Below are 20,542 nucleotides of genomic sequence, written 5' to 3' on the forward strand. Positions count from 1 at the left end.
CATGACGACAATAGACGAAAACAAGCAACAAGAATTTAAGGAAAAAAGTTTTTCCCTTGTTCAGACTTTAAAAGAAGGAAAGTGGGAAGAAGGAGAAAATCTGTGGTTAGATATACTTGAACTTGGAGCGATCGACATATCACCTTTGCGCGAGGCTATGCAAGAACTGTGGAGACGTGGACAAAGAGAAAGAGCACAACTTCTTCTGGAACAAACCGTTGAAACTTGTCGAAACAATGATCGCGCTGAGTTATGGCTTCATGCGTTGCAACTTGCTTTAAAATACGGAATCAACTTCAAAAATTTTAAAAATCAGTATGCTGAAGCTTTTATTAAGACTTACACCAAGTGCGATTATTTAGAAAATTGGATTGAGCGAGTACAACAAGAAAGTTTATCGCGCGATGATTTCTGTAAAACACTGAACAAGCTAGTGCTATTCCAGGAAGGTACCATCGTCAAACACAGAAGTGGGTGGGGAATAGGCAAAGTTACTGGAATAGGCGAAGAAGAAATGGCAATTTATATGGATTTGCAACACAAGCCAAATCACCGTATGGATGCTTATGCTGCTGCCGAGTGCTTAAAAACTATAGAGCCTGAAAATTTTGAAGCAATGGTTTTTTTCAGCACAGATAAACTAAAAGAAGAGGCTGAAGGAAATCCTATGAGTTTAGTGTATCGTCTTTTGCGTTTTGTCGATCGCCCTCTTGGAGCTAAAGACCTCAAAAAACATTTATGCCCAGCTGTAATAGATGACAAACAATGGAGCAAGTGGTGGCCAAAGACACGCAAAAAAATGATCACCGACGCTTATGTTGAAATTATTGGTAGTGGGCAAGGTAAATACATATTGCGAGAAACACCTCTTGATTGGGAAGAAGAAATTCAGAAAGAATTTGTTGAGCAGGAAAAAGAAGAACAAGCTATTTTTATTCTTGAGTATTTAAAAAATTCTTCGCAAAAACAACGCGTATCTTTCTTTGCTGAAGAATTAGCCAAAAACTGCCGCGAATTTTTAGAAAAAAATCGCCTTATTAGCCTGGAAAATTATATGGTCATAGGCGAACTTGTTAAAGAAGGTGCTACGCAACCAGAAGATTTACCGACTATTGAAGCTATATTTAGTGTCGACTCTCATATCACTTTTTCACAAATACGCATTGCTATTTTAGCTCAAGACATTCTCAATCATTTTATTGAGCAAACTTCTAATTGGGAAGAGCATGTAGGGAAAATCTTTCAAATAGGACAAGATTTAGCCCGCGATACCATGCTTAAACACCTAAAAAAGATAAAAAAATTGCCTGACTACGTCGATACAATTACCACGAGCATCATGAACTACCGTTTATCTTATCCTGATGCTTTGTTGTGGTTTATGAAACAAATAGCAAGTAAACGCTTTCCAAAAGGAAAAAAAGTACCAACAATGATCGATATATACAATATATTGGTACAAACAACAACTTCTTTGCAGTTTATGGGAGAATGGGATATTGAAAAAGTAGCGAAATTTTTTACTTTGACCATGGCAAACAAGATTTCAAAAGCTGTAGAGGAAAACGAGGCCGTTGATACCTTAAATAATACAGATAGTGCTTCATGGCTAACTAATAATTTTCGCGAAACAATACGTCTAACATTAAAAGAACGTTTTCCTAAACTGTTTAGCGACATCGATCCTATCTACACAACGAAGATTGGTCTTCAGAAATACGAAGATGAATATCGCGACCTTATGGAAAATAAAATACCAGAAAATGCAAAAGCTATTGGTGAAGCATTGTCCTTCGGAGACCTTAGTGAAAATGCAGAACTTGATGCAGCACGTGAGTTACAACTGCAATTGACAAACAAAGCTACTGATATGAAAAACAATATGAAACGCGTTCAGTTTATTGACTACAGCGTAATAGTAAAAAATGAAGTAGCGATTGGCTCTGTTGTGACAATAGAAGGCAATAAGAAAAAACTTATCTATACTATTCTCGGTCCATGGGATGTTGCTGTTGACCAAGGAGTTATTTCTTATATGAGTCCTATTGCTGAGACACTTATTGGTTGTCCGGTTGGAGAAGAGATTGAATTACCTTCTGGAAAATATACCATAAAGTCTACCACTGCTTACAAAGAAGTAAACTAGGAGCCCTAATGAAAAATACCAATACAATTGTTGGACCTCTTCTTACTGATCTTTACCAACTAACAATGGTTTATGGGTATTGGTGTCATGATAAATGGAATTTGCCTGCTGTTTTCGATTTGCATTTTCGTAAAAATCCATTCAAGGGCGAATTTACAATTTTCGCTGGTTTAGCTGAGGTTTTGCGTTTCGCTGATAATTTTCAGTTTACAGAAAATGACATACAGTATTTGAAAGATCAGAATTTCTTTGGAAGTGATCCTAGTCCAGATTTTTTTGATTGGCTAAAAACTATTGATTGCTCAGATGTTAAAATTTACGCTTTACCTGAGGGAACTCTTGCTTTTCCGCGAGAGCCTCTCCTCAGAGTGGAGGGACCTTTAGCTGTTATACAATTAATGGAAACAACACTTCTAAATTTAGTAAATTATGCAAGTTTAATGGCAACAAATGCTGCGCGATTCCGACTTGCAGCAGGCTACGATAAAGGTCTACTTGAGTTTGGTCTTCGCCGAGCACAAGGCCCTGATGGAGGGGTATCTGCTTCAAGATATGCCTACCTAGGTGGATTTGACGGAACAAGTAATGTTCTTGCTGGTAAATTGTTTGGTATACCGGTCAAAGGTACCAATGCTCATTCGTTTATTTCATCATTTACTAGTATCGATGATTTAAAAACGCGCTGCATCCTAGGTAAACCAGATATTGATTTTGTTGAAAAAGTATTGTCGATAAAAAAACGTCTGCAGTATAAAACTCATGAAGGAGAACTTGCTGCGTTTATTGCATACGCAATTAGTTATCCACACAATTTTTTAGCTCTAGTTGATACTTACGATACATTGCAATCAGGTGTGCCTAATTTTTTAATAGTGGCACTAGCCCTTGTCGAGTTGGGATTTGCACCAATTGGAATTCGTTTAGATTCTGGCGACCTAGCTTATCTTTCGCAACAAGCACGAGAAATGTTTTTACAACACCAAGACATTTTGCCCAAATTAACGATCATTGCTAGCAATGATATCAATGAGAATACACTTGTTTCTCTGCAACAACAAAAACACCAGATAGATGCTTTTGGTATTGGAACTCATTTAGTCACTTGTCAAGCACAACCTGCTTTAGGCGGTGTTTATAAATTAGTTGAGTTATCTGGTATGCCACGTATGAAACTGTCGCAGGATGTAGAAAAGATAACTTTACCTGGTAGGAAAAATGTATACCGCATTATTGGAAAAGAAGGTTATCCCTTACTTGATTTAATGACTAAAGAAGGCGATCCTTCTCCAAAACCTGGAGAAAAAATGCTTTGCCGTCACCCTTTTAAATCAGCTAATCGCGTTTATGTAACGCCGAAGGAAGTTATTTCATTACAGAAATGCTACTGGAATGGTGCTCTGATGGAAGAGTTACCATCGATTCATGATGCAAGAGAGTATGTCTTACAACAACTAAGTAATTTTCGCTCAGATCACTTGCGTCAATTAAATCCTACTCCTTACAAGATATCTTTAAGTGATGATTTATATGTATTTTTCCATAATCTGTGGGAAGTAGAAGCTCCGATTCTCGAAATTACATAAGGAGAGTAACACTATTCTCTGGCGTGTCAATACGTCTTAAAGTGATTGTTAACGCGTCCTAATTAAATTGAATAGTTGTTATTTTGAATATCTATGATAAAAAAAAATAGAGGTATTGCGCTTGTTATGGTTTTAATGCTTTCTACAATACTCGTTGTTGTAGTAAGTGAATTTGCTTACTCGTGCAAGGTTGATGCTTATATTGCATATAATCAAGCTCATGATTTACAAAATCGCTATGCACTTATTTCATTTTTGAATAGGGCAATCGCTCGTATACAACTTGACGCTCTTTCTGATCAAGATAATCAAGACAAGAACTCTCAAAAAGAAAAAACCTACGATTCTATTTTTGACCCTTGGGCTCTACAAGGAAAGAAATGGGGACTCGAGCTACAAGATACTAAAGTTGAAGGTAAGATAGTAGACGAAGAACGCAAATTTCCCTTGTTACAATTAGTTGAAAAAAAGAAAAAAAGCAAAAAAAACAGCGGCAAGAACCAAGATAAAGAAAAAGAGGAAGAAAAAGACAAGGATAAAGACAAAAAGTCTAAAAAGGTAAGCTATAAGGACGTTTTTGTAAATTTGCTAAAAGTAGTATCAAAGCAAGAGGGAAAAGTCGCGCAAACTACTCATGACAATATTGTTGCATGGCTAAAAGAAAAAAGCGGTAAAATGAAAGATAAGTATCCTACTAAAGTAGCTATTTATTCTTTAAAAGAATTACTTCTTGCAAAAGGCATCAATAACTTGATTTTACTAGGAGGCAGAGATAAAAAAGACAGAAAGGTACGCGGATTAAGTGAGCATGTCACTATTTGGTCAAAAGGAAAAGTAAACATCAACACTGCCTCTCCTGAAGTTTTGTTATCTCTGTCTAGCAAAATGACTCCCGAAATAGTAGGAGCCATCATTTCAAAAAGAAGTAATAAAAGCGACATTTTGAAAAAAACTTCAGAGTTACCGCAAAAAGTTTCAGAAGTCACAAAGAGTATTTTTGCTGAGATAAAAGAAAAAATTGGTGTGGAATCGCAGTATTTCCGAATTACAGCGATAGCAACTACTGAAAACGTAAAGAAAAAAATGGTTGCAGTTGTACATCGCCAAGAAAAAAAAGTATTTACTATATATTGTGAAATAAAGTAAGGGAAAAAAATGCGCCGAATATTTATCGCTGGAAATTGGAAAATGAATACTAATTTTCAAGAAGCCAAAGAACTTATAGATGCAATTTATCAGCAGACAAATTCTCATGATATAGATGTGGCTGTTTGTCCTCCTATGCCATATTTATCTTCAGTGTCTAACTACATAAAAGAAAATGAACACCAAAAAAGTTTACAAATCAAAGTTGGAGCTCAGAATATGCACTGGGAAGAAAAAGGTGCGTATACTGGAGAGGTTTCAGGAACGATGCTACAAGACGTTGGTTGTACATATGTAGTGTTAGGTCACTCAGAAAGACGTGCTTTATTTTCCGAAACAAACAACGGCATAAATAAGAAAATACACAAAGCTTTAGCGCTTGGTTTACTTCCTATACTTTGTATTGGAGAAACACTAGAAGAGCGGGAAAAAGGCAAAGAAAAAGAGATCATAGAGAAACAGTTACTTGAAGGACTTACTGACTTACTACCTTCACAAATAGAAACTTGTACTCTTGCCTATGAACCTGTTTGGGCTATTGGAACAGGTAAGACAGCAAGCCCTGAAATAGCACAGGATATGCATGCCTTTATTCGAAAAACACTCACCGAAAAATACGGGAAAAACGTATCAGACAGCGTGAGAATTCAATATGGTGGAAGTGTTAAACCTCAAAATATACAAGAGTTAATAGCACAAAACGATATCGATGGCGCGCTTATTGGAGGTGCTAGTCTAAAGGCTGATTCATTTTCCAAAATTATAGAAATTTGTTCGTTAAGCGGCAAGTAAACACAAAAGCAAAGCCGAAATAAATAATCTGTATTAAGAGATCTGACAAAAATAAATTTCTTACTGGAAAAATCCAATAAAAAACTATAAGATTATAGGCTTATCTTAAATTACTTGTTCCAAATTTATGAATATAAAATATTGATAGGAATGAGTGATTCTGTTGTTAATGTTTATATTATGTTAGTAGGGGTGTCAATATTTAGGTTTTATATTATAAGATATAAATATCGACACACCCTAATAAAAATGGACCGTACGGAGGATTGCAGATACTGCAATAACACTTATGGGTATGATACAAACTCTTTCATCAATAGTGTTCAATGGTGGTGGAATTATACTAATTCTTTTGATATTAATTCGCAAAGGTGAATCTGGTGGATTATCTAGCGCTTTTGGTGGCGCAGGTGGAGCTGATTTACTAGGAGTTCGCGCGCAAAAGCAACTTGATAAATTAATTACTTACATTGCAGCTTTCTTTATTGGATCAGCTATTTTATTAAACACACCTGCTGTGCGTCATCACGGCAAGCAAATGATAGATAACAATGAAGTAAAAGAAAGTACTCAGCAAGGAACAGAAGAGAAAACGAATAACGAATCATCAAAAGAAAAATAAATTGTATAGGATGCCTACTGCTTTCGATTGTGGTATTGTCTATTTTAAGAATATCTCTACTCTTAAAATACCACTGTTATAAAATTCAAACATAGGTTTGCCTAATATCTAGGTGTATTCTTAATTGCACTAAGGGACCTAATGTAAAATAACGTACCAAAATTTACGTTAGTATTTATTTGCTAGTAAGATGCGACGACAGGTCTAAAGTTTTAGCTTACAAATGAAACTATGCAAACAAAATAAGTAAAATAATGAATTATTCTTAGTCACTTCTCTTAGAATATACCTAGATACTGTAAAAAATAAAACTAAAGAGTACAATTATGAAAAGCATGACTGGTTACGGACGAGCTAGTTGGAGTGACAGCGAGTGTAATCTGGAAATAGAAATTCGCAGTGTAAATAGTCGCTTTTTTAAATTTTCTTCGCGTATTCCACAAGAATATGCACCATATGAAATTGAAATTAAAAACATGGTAACTAAGAAAATTTCTAGAGGTTCAGTAAACTTAGCTATTGATTTTGCAAATGTAAAAAATCCTTCTGTTAAAATTAATACAGAAGTTCTAAAAAAACACTACTTAGTCCTCAGCGACACATGTAAAGAATTAGATATTGCTATTCCTAAAATAGAGTCACTCTTAAACCTACCGGAAGTTGTTGTCCCTCAGATAGAAAAAAGTATTCCTGAACCGTTATGGTTAAAAACACAGGAATTGCTGAACAGTGCCTTAAACCAGTTAATGTCGATGCGTAAAGACGAAGGACAGTCATTGGTAAAAGAGTTACAACATTTTTGTCAAGAAATTCGCCATGTAATCAAAAAAATAGAAATAACAGCACCTAGAGTTATTGACAATTTTAAAGAAAGAGTTCAGCAGCGTGTACAACAGTTCTTAGATAACGAAAATCTAGTAATCTCTGACCAAGATATATTAAAAGAACTAGCTATTTTTTCTGAAAAAGTCGATATAAATGAAGAGCTGTCACGCCTTGATAGTCATTTGCGACAATTTGAACAAAAAATTTCGATTGAAGAGCCAGTAGGAAAAACTCTAGAATTTTTGACACAAGAGATGTTGAGAGAAACAAATACAATTGCTTCAAAAGCAAACGATGCCAGTTGTTCGCAAGATGTAGTACAAATAAAAACATATTTAGAAAAAATACGCGAACAAATTCATAATATTGAATGAGCACTTAATGTCAAAATTTACACCAAAAATTATTATAGTTTCTGGTCCTTCGGGAGTAGGAAAAACTAGTATATGTGAAACTATTCTTTCTGAGAATGCAAATATTCATCGTTCAGTTTCTGCTACTACAAGAAACAAGCGAATAGGGGAAATTGATGGTCACCACTACTACTTTATTCAGCGCAATAGTTTTGTAGAAAAAATAAAAAATAACGACTTTTTAGAATACGCATTAGTTCACAATAACTACTATGGTACACTAAAACAAAGTATTGAAAATGCCTTTAGTCAGGGACAGCACTGTTTAGTAGAAATAGATGTTCAAGGCGCTGAACAAATAAAAAAGAACAAAGATTTCGAAATCGTCTCTATTTTTATTGGTTTGTCAGACATAGACCAAATTAAAAAACGTTTAGTTCTTCGCGGTAGTGAAACGCAAAGATCTATACAAACACGAATGAATAATATGTTAGCTGAGTTAGAAAAAAAGAATCAATATGACTTTTATATAGAGAATATTTGTTTACAAAACAGTATAAAATCTATTAATAAAATCATTTTCGATATCTCATAACAGAAATGCGTTGTTACAAATGAGACGTATTATCTGAATTTCAATTGAAAGGAACAATATGGAACGTTTCGATATGGAAGAGTTATATCAAAAAGTAGGTGGAATATTTCGTTTAACAGTTCTCGTTCAAAAAAGACTAAAGCAATTGAATAGCGGCGCAAGACCACTTGTAAAAGCAGAATCCAAAAATTTAAAAGATACTGTATATAAAGAAATTTTAGAAGGTAAAATTCAACTAGTTGCAGATGAGTCCGATGTAGTTGAAGTGCAAGAAAGAAAAGCAACTGACGCTGTAAAAGATATGTTTAGCAAAGCTAAGTCAAATAATTTTAAACTACCATCTTTAAAATAGTATTAACCTGTCACTACTAAGTAACCGCTGTTAATCGAAGACTTAATCTATCTTGAAAAGAATATCTTACCTCCATTGCCACCCTAAGTAAAATTAAGGATGACAATGGAGGTTAATTGTAACTACAATTGTTTTATCTGAAATGGTATACCATTTCAAAAGACATATAAACATGAAAGGTGCTGTTCATGCGAACAAGAAAAGCGTCTCGTAAAAAAAGCTTATCTCGAAGCAAAATAAAGCCTCCGGAAAATCGTCCTAGTACAGTAATACTTGAAAAGGTAAAAGAAACCGGAAAAACAGCAAAACATTTAAAGGGATATTCTCTTAATACCAAATTTGCTATCGCTATTAGTACACTTTCCGTTTTTATATGTGCTTTTTCTGGTTTTATTGTTTATTTTAAAACCAAAACCTCCCTCATTGAAGAAATCAATCGTAAAGGTGCAGCTCTAGTTAAAGCTGTTGAGAATATAGCGCTCGAATATGCAAGCGAAGTACAAAAACACCCTGAAGAAGAAGAAGCCACTAGAGCAAGATTCGAAAAATATTTAGAAAATATGTCTTTAGCAAACGATGGTTCTCAATCATCAGAAATTTTCGGTATACTTCTTAAAAGTAACTCCTCTGACATTAGAAGTTTAGCAGACTATGGTATTTCAGGAGGCTCAAATGAAACTTACTACGAAAAACGCGGTGATAATCTTTACGAAACAAACATCACTATCGTAAAAAGTTATATGACAAAACCAGATAAAAAAACCTATCCTACTAGATCTTATAAAAAAGATGTTCTAAATGGAAAAATGACGGTTTATGTTACTCTATCTGAGTATGAAATCAATAACACTGCACAAACCATATTTGTCAGTATTCTTTTTGCTTCCGTTTTGGCTATTGTTGTTGGAATAGCTATTTCATTTTTTTTAACTTCACGCATTACAAATCCTATTCGAAAATTAATGAAAGACATAGAAATTGTTGCTCGTGGTAAGTTAGAACATCGTACTCACGCAACCTCTAAAGATGAAATTGGTGTTTTAGCACATACATTTAATGTTATGACGCAAAATTTGCGAATGGCACATAATACCGAGTTAGAAAATCAAGCACGAGAACATGAACTGCAAATAGCCAATGAAATACAATCGAATCTTTTACCTAAAACGATTCCCGATATACCAGGATACGATATTGGTGCTTTTTATCATCCATCAAAAGAGGTAGGTGGGGATTACTATGATTTTATCGACATTGATGAAAAACATCTAGCGATTACAATTGCTGATGTATCAGGAAAAGGGGTTCCAGGATCAATGGTGATGACCATGACTAGATCTTTAATTCGTATGCAAGCAAAGCGCAGTTTATCACCTTCAGATGTTTTGACAGAGGTAAATCGTGTAATAGCACAAGATATAAAACGTGGCATGTTTGTTACTGCTATGTACTGCATTCTAAACAAAGAAACTGGCGAACTGAAGTTATCATCAGCAGGACATAATCCTGCTATCTTAATTAAAAGTAATGGAGCATACGAACTACTCAATACTAAAGGGCTGGCTTTAGGACTAGATAAAGGAAAGATTTTTGCTAGACAAACACAAACGATTACGACTAGATTGAACCGTGGAGATCGACTCGTACTTTTCACCGACGGAATACCAGAAGCAATGAGTCCTCGAAACGAAGAGTTTGGTGATGATAAATTTTATCAGTTGGTTAGTAAAAGCTGCAATTTAGAATCTAAGAAATTCGTATCTAACATTGTAAATAGCATTGCAAAATGGCGAAGAAATGCTCCTCAGAGTGATGATATTACAATTGTCACACTAAAGCATTAAATATTATTAAACGGTAAAACGCTACTTTTGATCAATTAAGGCGCCCTACTCAAAGAAATTTCCTGAAAAAAATAGAAAAGTGTATTGTTTATTTGGGTAAATTATTATATATTCTTTCTAGAGCATATCCTAATTCAAAATTACTCAAATTCTGAAAAAACCTGAAGAGGGATCCTCTAAAAATTTACCACAAGTGCAGTCTTTAAAATCATTGCGGGTTAGCTTAACAATTGTACTAGTATGTGCAGAAAATAAATACAATTTTTTAGAAGGCAGGCTAAAATGGGCGAGTTACGCATCGAGGCAAAACAAGTCGGGGAAGGAATAGCTCACGTAAAAGCTATGGGAACTCTCGATGCCGAAACATATGAAAAAATGGATAAGACAATAAAAAGTCTTTTTACTAGAGGATTCTATAAATTAATTGTTAATTTAGAACAAGTATCTTACATCTCAAGTGCTGGCGCTGGTGTATTTATTGGAGTTGTAGGTACTGCACAAGAAAATAATGGTCACATACTTCTTTTACGCCCAAGCACTATGGTTCACGATGTATTTGATGTACTTGGACTTCTTGAAATATTTCCATCTGCACAATCACTAGATGAAGCGACAAATTTTTTCCGTAATAACCTCACTCACTAACTAAATCAATTTTAAATTTTCTTATTTAGTGGTGTATCTAAACTTTACTGTACTACTTATAAGAAACCGAGATCTGGTTTTCTATGTCTAAAAATTTAGTAACTGTAATTATTCCAACATTTAACCGCGAGTTATTTATTGGAAAATGTATTGATGCTGTACAAAAACAATCACATAAAAATATAGAGCTTATAGTCGTTGATGATGGTTCTACAGACAACACACCACAAATACTATCCCAATACAAACAACAAATAAAAGTAATTACCCAAAAAAACATGGGCGTTTCTAGCGCTCGGAATATAGGCATCGCAAATGCAAATGGGAACTTTATTGCTTTTTGTGATTCTGACGACTACTGGCTACCTAAAAAAATACAACTGCAACTTTCTCTATTCAACCAAAATCCAAATGCCATGCTTTGCTATACAAATGAAATTTGGATCAAAAATGGCCAGCGAATTAATCCCAAAAAAAAACACCAAAAATTTTCTGGCCATATTCTCAGTAAATGCCTAGAAATGTGCATTGTTAGTCCATCTTCTATTATTATGCGCAGAGAATTCTTTAATGAAATAGGTAATTTTGACGAAACTCTACCTGCTTGTGAAGACTATGATCTTTGGGTAAGGGCTGCATTAAAATACCCTTTCTTTTACATAGAAAAACCTCTTATTATCAAGAATGGTGGTCATACAGACCAATTATCTCGAAAATATTGGGGAATGGATCGTTTTCGTATTCAATCTTTGTATAAGTGCTTAAAGAATGAAGATTTAAACAATGATCAACGAGATTCAATAGTGACTATCCTTACGCGAAAATGTGAAATTTTTATTCAAGGGGCCAAAAAAAGAGGCAAGAGCGTACCAGAATACGAAAAAATTTTACAAGATATTGTAATAAAGGATGGATAATGTTATTGATCGCTACAAATTTGCTCATTTTTTTGGAGGAAATATCATGCCCATCGAGAAAAAAACCACAGCGAAAAACAACTCCATAATTGCCTTTACTTTACTTACACTGAAACTGATCAGAACTTTTTAGAGACTCGTTTACCTTGTGTTATCTTACTTCATTGAATGAGGACAGGCCCTAGATAAAAAAATATATTATTGGTTTTGGAATGGTAGAATTTTAACTTAAGACACTTACTAACTTTTTTCATTACCAGTAACAGCATCAATATTACGCAGTAATCCAGCGCGTTTGGTTCTTTTTATAGGGCTTTTACGATGGTTTTTGCTAAATTCTTCTTGGGTGATGGTCGAAAGTTCTTCTAGATTTGGGTTAATGTTGTGTGGGCGAGGCATGAAGCGCTCTTCCTCTGTTTCTTGTGAGAATTTATTGTTCCATGGACAGACGTCTTGGCAGATATCGCAACCAAAAATCCAGTTGTCCATTTTTGAAGCTAGGTCTTTGGGGATATCAAATTGAGGTTTGAGTTCTATCGTTAGGTAAGCAATGCATTTATTAGCATCTATTATGTAAGGATCAACTATTGCATCCGTTGGGCAAGCATCTATACATCTCGTACATGTTCCACAGTGGTCACCTATTGGTTCGTCATAATCAAGTTCACAGTTTACAACTACTTCGCCCAAAAACATCCATGAGCCGTGGTCGCGACTTATTACGGTATTATGTTTACCCAGCCAGCCAATTCCACTACGCACCGCCCATACTTTATCCATGATAGGCGCGGAATCTACAAATACGCGCCCAGAAATGTCTTCGTTTAGTGTGCAGATAAACGCGAGGAATTCTTTTAAGCGTTCTTTCATTACATCGTGATAGTCATCTCCCCACGCATAGCGAGATATTTTTCCTTGTGCTTTGTCTGCTGAGTGCTGCTCTTTTGTGTAATAATTCATTGCCACAGATACAATAGATTTTGCTCCAGGAACTAATTCGCGCGGATCCACTCTTTTTTCAAAATGATTTTCCATATACTGCATTTTTCCGTGGAAACCATTTTTTAACCATTTTTTGAGTAATTGTTGTTCTTTTTCTAAAAAATCCGCCTTGGCGATTCCGACATGACAAAAACCTAGTTCTAGAGCTTTCTCTTTGATCTTTTTACTATAGTGTTTTTCCATATTAAAATTTAACAGATAGTAAATCTTTTTCTTGTAGTTCGCTACAAATTTCCTGGCAATTACTATAACTACTCAGCATTTTTTGCAAAACTTCTTTCGCACCTTCTGAAGCATCTACTCCACCCACATCTATCTTTTCTTCTGCGATTTCACCCGTAAGCATTTCGTAGAAAACAATAGCTAAATCGCGGATATCTTTTATAATCGGGCTGCGATTCGCTTCGTCTTTTATTCCCCAACGATCGCGAAAAGCCGCGCGATGGAGTTTAGTATGCAGTTTAGGTTTATTATTATTGGAAAGTATAATACTTCCCGAATGCACGCCACAATGAACAATATTTCTCTCATGCAGGTAATCTAGAGCTTGTGATGTTTGATAAACTATGCGGCAAGCAGTGGGTTCGAAATAAGCGCCACAAGTAGAGATTTCTTTTTGAATAGAAACACCATTTACATATTCCATAACATAGTAAGTTTTGCCATCTATAAATCCAACATGGTGAACATCAATAATGTTATCATGATTAAAATCTACTGCTTTAGCAAAATACTGTTGAAAATTTTCAACAAAATCTTCAGGAAAAGGAGTCTCAGACTCTAAGACCTTTAATGTAAGAGGAATACGCCCGCGTTCTCCACGAAGCTGTTCACCTTGGCGGAGTGTATCACTTCCCCAAAAGTGCTTGTATATCACATTTTGAAACAACTCATTATTCTGTAACTGATTCATCAGTGGTGAAATAAGGCTAGGAATTTCCTCTGCAACATTTTGCACTTTGTAAATGATGCCATATTCTCCGCTGGTTATTTGTTCTATTACTTTATAGTTATCAACTGTGTTCATCACTTGTAATTCCTGCTATCTTCATGGAAAAACTGGTGGACAAGACTCATTATATTGTTCTGTCCACCAATTATTTTAACTTAGGAGTATTTTCTCTATTCAATAGAGAAATATCCTAAAAATCGGCAAATTGTTCCTGCAAATGTTTTAGCTTATCCAATTTTTCCTTACTTTCTTGTGCCTTAGCGCGTTCAGCAGCAACGATTTCAGGCTTGGCTCGCTCAATAAAATTACGATTATCTAATTTTTTAGTAACACTTGCAATATATTTCTCAACTTGTTCTATTTCTTTTTGTAAACGTTCAAGTTCTTTTTTTACATCGACAAACTCATGAATATCAACATAAATTTCACAACTAGAATCGAGCAAGGTTACCATTTTCGAGGGTTTTTCCTCTTCGTTTTCTATTATCTCTAAACTCTCTAAGTTAGCAAGTCGTATAATACTACGATGACTTTCTTTATCCGATAATAAAGACTTAGCTAATTCGTTTTTAGCAATAATATATCCACGAATTTTTTGACCAGGTTTAATAGAATAATCTGCTCGTAGAGTTCGAACAAGGGTCACAATATCTTGTAATTTATTAAATTTTGCAATAATTTTCTGTAAAGAAGAGCCAGGCTCTTTACTTTCTGGAAATTTTTCAGTAATCAATAGCTCTGATTGTGGACGTCTTTCACCCCATAATTTGCTTTCGGTTCCAACACCAAGAAGTTTATTCCACAATTCTTCGGTAATAAATGGTGCTATAGGATGAAACAAGCGTAAAATATCAGCAAAAGCGGTGATCAAACAATGCTGTGCTGTTTTTCTTTGTACGGCATCTTCTGATGTTAATCTTGCCTTACAAAGTTCAACATACCAATCGCAAAAGTCATTCCAAATAAGTTGATAGTATATTTCGCCCAAATGAGAAAAATCATATTTTTCCATATTCTCGCGTAGCTTATTTGTAGCGAGTTGGATCTTGCCTTGCATCCATAGATCTTCATCGCTTATGTGAGCTGAAAAATCAACGTTATCGGTACTTTGTTCTTGGTCAATATACATAAAAATAAATCGAGCCGCATTCCACAACTTCGTCATAAAGCGACGACCAATATCGTAAAATACATCGAGCGATAGGCGAATTTCTTGGCCTGTCGAACATTGATGCAGTAGTGTATAACGCATAGCATCGGCGCCAGCAGCCTCAAAACCATCCGGAAATGTCTTCTCAATTTGTTTTAAGCGCTGCTTTATATCGGTAGGGCGCGCTTCCATTACCGGTTTTTTCAAATCGTCAAGTTCAGCACCGCCAATAACAACAAGAGGATCAATTCCATTTCCTTTTGATTTACTCATCGTCTCACCTCTACCATCGAGAATTGTCGGATGAATATATACATTTTCATATGGAAATGTATCTTCAAATTTGAGAGCACTAAAATTCATACGCGCAACCCAAAAGAAAATAATATCTTTTGCTGTTGAAAGTGTTGTAGTTGGAAAATAACGCTTAAAATCAGAAGAGTGATCAGGCCATCCTAATGTAGACATTGGCCACAATGCAGATGAAAACCAAGTATCAAGTACATCATCTTCTTGTCGCCACTCATCCGGTTTATCCATTACTTGTTGTGGAGTTTCTTCACTAACAAGTACTTCACCTGTTTCCTTGTGATACCAAGCCGGTATACGATGTCCCCACCAAATTTGTCGCGAGATACACCAATCACGTATATTATTAAGCCAGTGAAAATATACCTTATTCCAACGTTCTGGTTGTATATTTAGTTCACTATGGCGTTCTAATGCCAGCTTAGCAAGAGATTCCATCTTAACAAACCACTGCTTTGATAAGCGGTATTCAATAACTGCTTTAGAACGATAAGACCGACCTAAAGGTACTTTATATTTTTGCTCTTTGTCTAAAAGCTCTTGTTCTTTTAGATTTTTTACTGCTTCGCGACGGCATTTATAACGATCTAAACCTCGGTAAGCTTCAGGAACGAAATCATTCATTGTTGCATCTTCGTTCATTATGTTGATAGGTTCAAAACCATGACGATTTCCCAACTCAAAGTCGTTTGGGTCGTGGGCAGGAGTAATTTTTAAACAACCTGTTCCAAATGCTTTATCAACATAATCATCAGCAATAATAGGGATTTCTCTCTCTGTTAGCGGTAAACGCACTTTTTTCCCTATATATTTTTGATAGCGCTCATCTTCAGGATGAACAGCAATAGCAACATCACCAAACAGAGTTTCTGGCCTCGTTGTAGCCACTATCAAAAATTCATCTTCGGTGCCAATAACTGGATATTTTATATGCCATAAATGTCCAGACTCACCACCTTCTTTTGTTTCCACTTCATCATCAGATAAAGCTGTACGATCAACCGGACACCAGTTTACAATACGTGTTCCTTGGTATATAAGGCCCTCATCATACAATTTTTTAAACGAACGATTTACCGCACGCGACAAACCTTCATCCATTGTAAAACGAGTGCGTTCCCAGTTACAACTACAACCCATTTTTCGCAACTGATCGAGAATAACATTTCCGTACTTCTCTTTCCATTCCCACACATATTCTACAAATTTCTCGCGCCCAATTTCGCGATAATCAATTCCTTGTTGATCGAGCATTTTTTTCACAACTGTTTGCGTCGCAATTCCAGCATGATCTGTTCCTGGAATCCACAGTACATCAAAACCGCACATTCTTTTATAACGAATGAGCATATCCTGAATCGTATTGTTTAGCGCATGTCCCATATGTAGACGTCCAGTAACATTGGGAGGCGGAATAGCAATAGTATAGGTCTCGGCTTTTGCTCTTTCTTCATCTAAAACTGTACCATCTGGAGCAAACGCCGCGTCAAAACAACCTTCGTCCAACCACTTCTTATAAATCTGCTCTTCAACTTCTGAAAAATTATATCTTGGAGGTATAACTTCGCTCATAACTTTATTCCTTATAGGCTCTCATAACTTTACAATAAATTTCAGTATATCATGTACACTGGCCGACTTTAATTAAAGTCGTAGGAGCCTTATCATTTCTTGCTTTATTTCTGAAATTAATTTATTAGGGCGTGTCGACACGCCCTATTGTACAGTGTCAAAAACCGATAATCTACTAATTTTGTTGTAAGCTACTCAACTTTTCCCAAAAATCAGGGAAGGATTTTGCAACAACGCTAGGATTCTCAATATATATACTGGCAACACATCCAAGAAGTGAAAATGACATAGCCATACGATGATCATCATAAGTACTTATTTTCACTTCATTCAAATGAGAACCACCAGTAATACTCATAGAATCATCATCGTAGGAACATTCAATACCTAATTTTTGCAATTCATGACACACAGCTTTACAACGATCTGTTTCTTTGTGTTTGAGAGTACTAAGCCCTGATATTTTAGTTGTTCCGTGTGCAACAGATGCTAATACTGCTAGGGTTTGTGCACTATCGGGCATTAAAGTCATGTCGCAACAAATGCTTTGTAAATCATTATTATTTGCCACTTCAATCCAGTTCTCTCCATAACATATATCGCAACCCATTTCCTCAAGTAAACTTACAAAACCAATATCACCCTGAGCGCTGTTTTTCGAAACATTAAAAACGCGAATTCTACCGCGAGACAGCGCCGCTAATCCCCAAAAATAAGTAGCTCCTGTAGCATCTCCTTCGATATTGATTTGTTGTGCTAATACTTGCTGTCGAGAAATTTTATAAATGCTTTTATTTGGCTTGTCTACATTTACACAGAACATTTTCAAATATGACAATGTCATATCAATATACGATTGAGAAATTTCTTTTCCGCAGATTGTTAGATGCAAACCATGAGGAAACGCAGCTCCACAAAGAAGTAAAGCACTAACAAATTGGCTACTCATTGTATTATCAACGGAAACTTGTGTATTTACCTTATCACTACTAAAGCCACGAACAATAATAGGCGCACATCCATCCTTATCACCATACTCGATTACCGCTCCTAAACTACGCATTGCATTAACCAAGTCGCCTATTGGGCGCTCATGAAGACGAGGTGTTCCTGAAATAAAAATTTCTCCACCAGCGATACAACAGAGCGGAATTAAAAATCGTAAAGTAGTGCCTGCCATTCCAACATTAATTTTACCAAAGTAAGGAGCTATATCACCATTTGTTCCGAAAATACGTAATTTTTCATTGTCTGAAGTTATACCAACGCCTAAGTTTCGCAGTGCTGCAATCAATAGATAGCTATCATTGCTTTGAGAGTAATTGTGTAATATTGTTTCTCCTTGCGCTAGTGCTGCAAGGATGAGTCCACGATTAGTATAGCTTTTTGAACCACTAAGATATATTTCTCCTGCAATATTTTTCGATAGATTTACTTGTTTTGAATTATCCATAGTTAAAATGGCTTTTCGCGATGAGGAAACGCCACGGGCCGCGAAGACATACTAGAATTTTCAATAGAATCAATGACATTATAGTAACTATCAAACCGAAATTCTTCTATTTTTCCTTGCTGTACAGCCTCTTTTACAGCACATGAAGGTTCGTGCGTATGTGTACAACCACGATAGCGACAATTCTCAGAAAATTCTAATATTTCGGGGTAATACCCGGTTATTTCAGCAACCGACGTTTCCCATAGATTTAGTTCGCGAATTCCTGGGGTATCAACAACATATCCGCCAATACACAAAGGATTCAAAGTCACACTCGTCGTAGCGTGACGACCGCGACGGCTTTTACGCCCGATATTTTTTGTTACCAAGGTTAGCGTCAAATCTGGGTCTATAGTAAGAAGTAAAGAAGACTTCCCAACACCCGAATGACCAGCTAGAGCAGTAGTTTTATCTTTTAAAACGTCTTTTAATTCATCCAAACCTTGGCCAGTTTTTGTGCTCGTACAAACGACCTTATACTCTAAATCTCGGTATGTAGCAATCACCTTTTTTATACGCTCTTTGTTTTTATCTTTTTCTAACAGATCCTGTTTATTAATACAAATAACCGGTTCTAAATCACCTTTGATAGCGGCAATAATAAAACGATCAACTATTCCAGGATGAAAAGGGGGGTTGTGTGCTGCAGCAACAATAAGTAACTGATCGACATTACTAGCAACAATTTGCTCTTTTTTGACCGCCCCAATTGCGCGACGAGATAACTTAGTATTTCTAGGTAACAGCTCTTTTACGATGATTTCTTCGACTTTGTCTTCCATAAAAAGAACGCGATCACCAACGCAAAGGGGCTTTGAAGTTTTCGGGTCAACTCCAACAACTTTATAGGGAATATGTGCATGATATGTATTTTCATTACTGTGAATCTGGCATCTTTTTCCATCCACTCTCGTAACAACACCTTTTTTCAAATCCATATTTATCCTTATTTATTGTATAATGTACTATCAACAATACTCAATATTTTACAGTGCGTTGGCATTTAGGTTTTGTATAATGTCAACACGCCTTAAATGAAATACAAAATTTTAAGTATAACATTACTTTCATATGTTTAAAAGTAATCTCTCAACGAAAGGAAGCTATCGTAATGCGCCAAGGACTCTTACTTGTTTTTATTCTTATGTCGTTAGTGTCTTGTGATAAAAGTAATCCATCGCAGAATATTGAACCACCCAAAAATACATCGCAAAATTCTAATTCACAACAAAATATAGATGCTGTTGCTCCAAAAAATACAGACGCAGAAACCACATCTGAAAAATGGAGAAAATTAGGCATTTGCCAAACACCTAATCAAATCAAAGGCCACGGGGGGAACAATTGTATCGTTGTAAAATGGAAATGTCCAAGGTGCAAGAGCAATATAGAAGACCTCCTCTGGACAATTTGTAAAAATTGTTGCCAGGAGTTAGAGGTGTGCATCGTGTGTAATAAAAAAGCAAAGAATTAGAATCAACGTTTACTTAACCACAACTTCAAATCGGTTTTCAAATCTGCACGTAACAATTTACACGCCGCTCTTCAATATATTTGATAACCAAAAAGAACATATCCTACTAGCTATTATATTCATGAACATGCACAATGTTCTGATGATTTAATTTAGCCAGTAGGTTAGACTTTCTTTCAAAGCGAAAGTCTTGGCCGTCATAATCACTATTCATAACTTTAATAGTTACTGTTCTTTGCAACTTGTTATCATATGCCTTATAAACCCAGCTCTTCTTAAACTTGATAGTGATCCAATTCTATGTGCTTATTTTCAAAAATACTAATCCGCTGGATTCACGACTAGAAGTATTTGTATTACTCGTTATTGTTTCTTGCTATGGTGAAGTTTTTGTTGCTCCTGGGAAGATAAATCATCAAAAAGACTGTCGTGAAAAGGATCATAATCTGTCATTTAATTACCTCAACAACATAGTAACCACAGTTATTACTCTACTTAAAATCATTATTTATAACATTTACAAATCGCTTAAAAAATAAAAAAACAAATTACAACTACTTATTTGGCGATGTTGACACATCGTTCGATGATAGAAAAATCTTTTCCATTAAAAACGAATCTGTTATGATACATAATTAAGTGGCCTGACAAAAATAGTTACCCAACCAAACGCAGGAGTTTTATTTTCTGGCGCAACAAAGGCACCCAGCTCTAGCTGAGTAACTCAAGTGCAGCAAAGCGAGAAAATAAAAGAATAAATTTCAATGG

At 35.5% G+C, this 20,542-nt stretch carries 17 protein-coding genes; 12 read left to right on the forward strand and 5 right to left on the reverse strand.

Annotated elements, in window-relative coordinates; genetic code table 11:
* Position 1 precedes the first annotated feature (1 nt).
* From UABHE_RS28120 to UABHE_RS28170, 11 genes are all read left to right on the forward strand, one after another.
* Positions 2-2,146 (forward strand): GreA/GreB family elongation factor, encoded by a 2,145-nt coding sequence (locus tag UABHE_RS28120; protein ID WP_372366647.1) that lies wholly within the window; start codon positions 2-4, stop codon positions 2,144-2,146.
* Positions 2,147-2,154: 8 nt separating this feature from the next.
* The gene (gene pncB, locus UABHE_RS28125) at positions 2,155-3,729 is read left to right on the forward strand and encodes a nicotinate phosphoribosyltransferase (protein WP_372366648.1); all 1,575 of its coding nucleotides are present in this window, start codon (positions 2,155-2,157) and stop codon (positions 3,727-3,729) included.
* Positions 3,730-3,822: 93 nt separating this feature from the next.
* On the forward strand, positions 3,823-4,875 hold the full coding sequence (locus tag UABHE_RS28130; RefSeq protein WP_372366649.1) for a general secretion pathway protein GspK: 1,053 nt from the start codon (positions 3,823-3,825) through the stop codon (positions 4,873-4,875).
* Between the two features lie 9 nt (positions 4,876-4,884).
* Positions 4,885-5,667, forward strand: a complete 783-nt coding sequence (gene tpiA, locus UABHE_RS28135; protein ID WP_372366650.1) for a triose-phosphate isomerase — start codon at positions 4,885-4,887, stop codon at positions 5,665-5,667.
* Positions 5,668-5,956: 289 nt separating this feature from the next.
* A complete protein-coding gene (gene secG / locus UABHE_RS28140) occupies positions 5,957-6,289 on the forward strand; it encodes a preprotein translocase subunit SecG (RefSeq protein ID WP_372366651.1) in 333 nt (110 codons plus the stop codon).
* 326 nt (positions 6,290-6,615) lie between these two features.
* The gene (locus UABHE_RS28145; RefSeq protein WP_372366652.1) at positions 6,616-7,488 is read left to right on the forward strand and encodes a YicC/YloC family endoribonuclease; all 873 of its coding nucleotides are present in this window, start codon (positions 6,616-6,618) and stop codon (positions 7,486-7,488) included.
* Between the two features lie 7 nt (positions 7,489-7,495).
* On the forward strand, positions 7,496-8,062 hold the full coding sequence (gmk, locus tag UABHE_RS28150; protein WP_372366653.1) for a guanylate kinase: 567 nt from the start codon (positions 7,496-7,498) through the stop codon (positions 8,060-8,062).
* Between the two features lie 58 nt (positions 8,063-8,120).
* Positions 8,121-8,414 carry a DNA-directed RNA polymerase subunit omega gene (locus tag UABHE_RS28155; RefSeq protein WP_372366654.1) on the forward strand — a complete coding sequence of 98 codons (294 nt, stop codon included), beginning with the start codon at positions 8,121-8,123 and terminating at the stop codon, positions 8,412-8,414.
* A 188-nt stretch (positions 8,415-8,602) separates the two neighbouring features.
* Positions 8,603-10,258 (forward strand): PP2C family protein-serine/threonine phosphatase, encoded by a 1,656-nt coding sequence (locus UABHE_RS28160; RefSeq protein ID WP_372366655.1) that lies wholly within the window; start codon positions 8,603-8,605, stop codon positions 10,256-10,258.
* A gap of 282 nt (positions 10,259-10,540) precedes the next feature.
* Positions 10,541-10,903, forward strand: coding sequence for an STAS domain-containing protein (locus UABHE_RS28165; protein WP_372366656.1), 363 nt, complete (start codon positions 10,541-10,543; stop codon positions 10,901-10,903).
* Positions 10,904-10,986: 83 nt separating this feature from the next.
* The gene (locus tag UABHE_RS28170) at positions 10,987-11,820 is read left to right on the forward strand and encodes a glycosyltransferase family 2 protein (protein WP_372366657.1); all 834 of its coding nucleotides are present in this window, start codon (positions 10,987-10,989) and stop codon (positions 11,818-11,820) included.
* A 240-nt stretch (positions 11,821-12,060) separates the two neighbouring features.
* Here UABHE_RS28170 and queG read toward each other — a convergent pair whose 3' ends face one another.
* From queG to rsgA, 5 genes are all read right to left on the reverse strand, one after another.
* The gene (gene queG / locus UABHE_RS28175; RefSeq protein WP_372366659.1) at positions 12,061-13,005 is read right to left on the reverse strand and encodes a tRNA epoxyqueuosine(34) reductase QueG; all 945 of its coding nucleotides are present in this window, start codon (positions 13,003-13,005) and stop codon (positions 12,061-12,063) included.
* A 1-nt stretch (position 13,006) separates the two neighbouring features.
* Entirely contained in the window at positions 13,007-13,849 is an 843-nt protein-coding gene (locus UABHE_RS28180; protein WP_372371691.1) for a protein kinase, read from the reverse strand.
* Between the two features lie 115 nt (positions 13,850-13,964).
* Complete coding sequence (locus tag UABHE_RS28185; protein ID WP_372366660.1) at positions 13,965-16,805, reverse strand: valine--tRNA ligase; 2,841 nt, start codon at positions 16,803-16,805, stop codon at positions 13,965-13,967.
* A gap of 175 nt (positions 16,806-16,980) precedes the next feature.
* A complete protein-coding gene (gene aroA / locus UABHE_RS28190; protein WP_372366661.1) occupies positions 16,981-18,258 on the reverse strand; it encodes a 3-phosphoshikimate 1-carboxyvinyltransferase in 1,278 nt (425 codons plus the stop codon).
* A gap of 2 nt (positions 18,259-18,260) precedes the next feature.
* Positions 18,261-19,238 (reverse strand): ribosome small subunit-dependent GTPase A, encoded by a 978-nt coding sequence (rsgA, locus tag UABHE_RS28195; RefSeq protein WP_372366662.1) that lies wholly within the window; start codon positions 19,236-19,238, stop codon positions 18,261-18,263.
* Positions 19,239-19,411: 173 nt separating this feature from the next.
* Here rsgA and UABHE_RS28200 point away from each other — a divergent pair, with 173 nt between their 5' ends.
* Positions 19,412-19,774 carry a hypothetical protein gene (locus tag UABHE_RS28200; protein ID WP_372366663.1) on the forward strand — a complete coding sequence of 121 codons (363 nt, stop codon included), beginning with the start codon at positions 19,412-19,414 and terminating at the stop codon, positions 19,772-19,774.
* Positions 19,775-20,542 lie beyond the last annotated feature (768 nt).

It is taken from the genome of Candidatus Uabimicrobium helgolandensis (assembly GCF_041508025.1).
Taxonomy (GTDB): Bacteria; Planctomycetota; Uabimicrobiia; order Uabimicrobiales; family Uabimicrobiaceae; genus Uabimicrobium; species Uabimicrobium helgolandensis.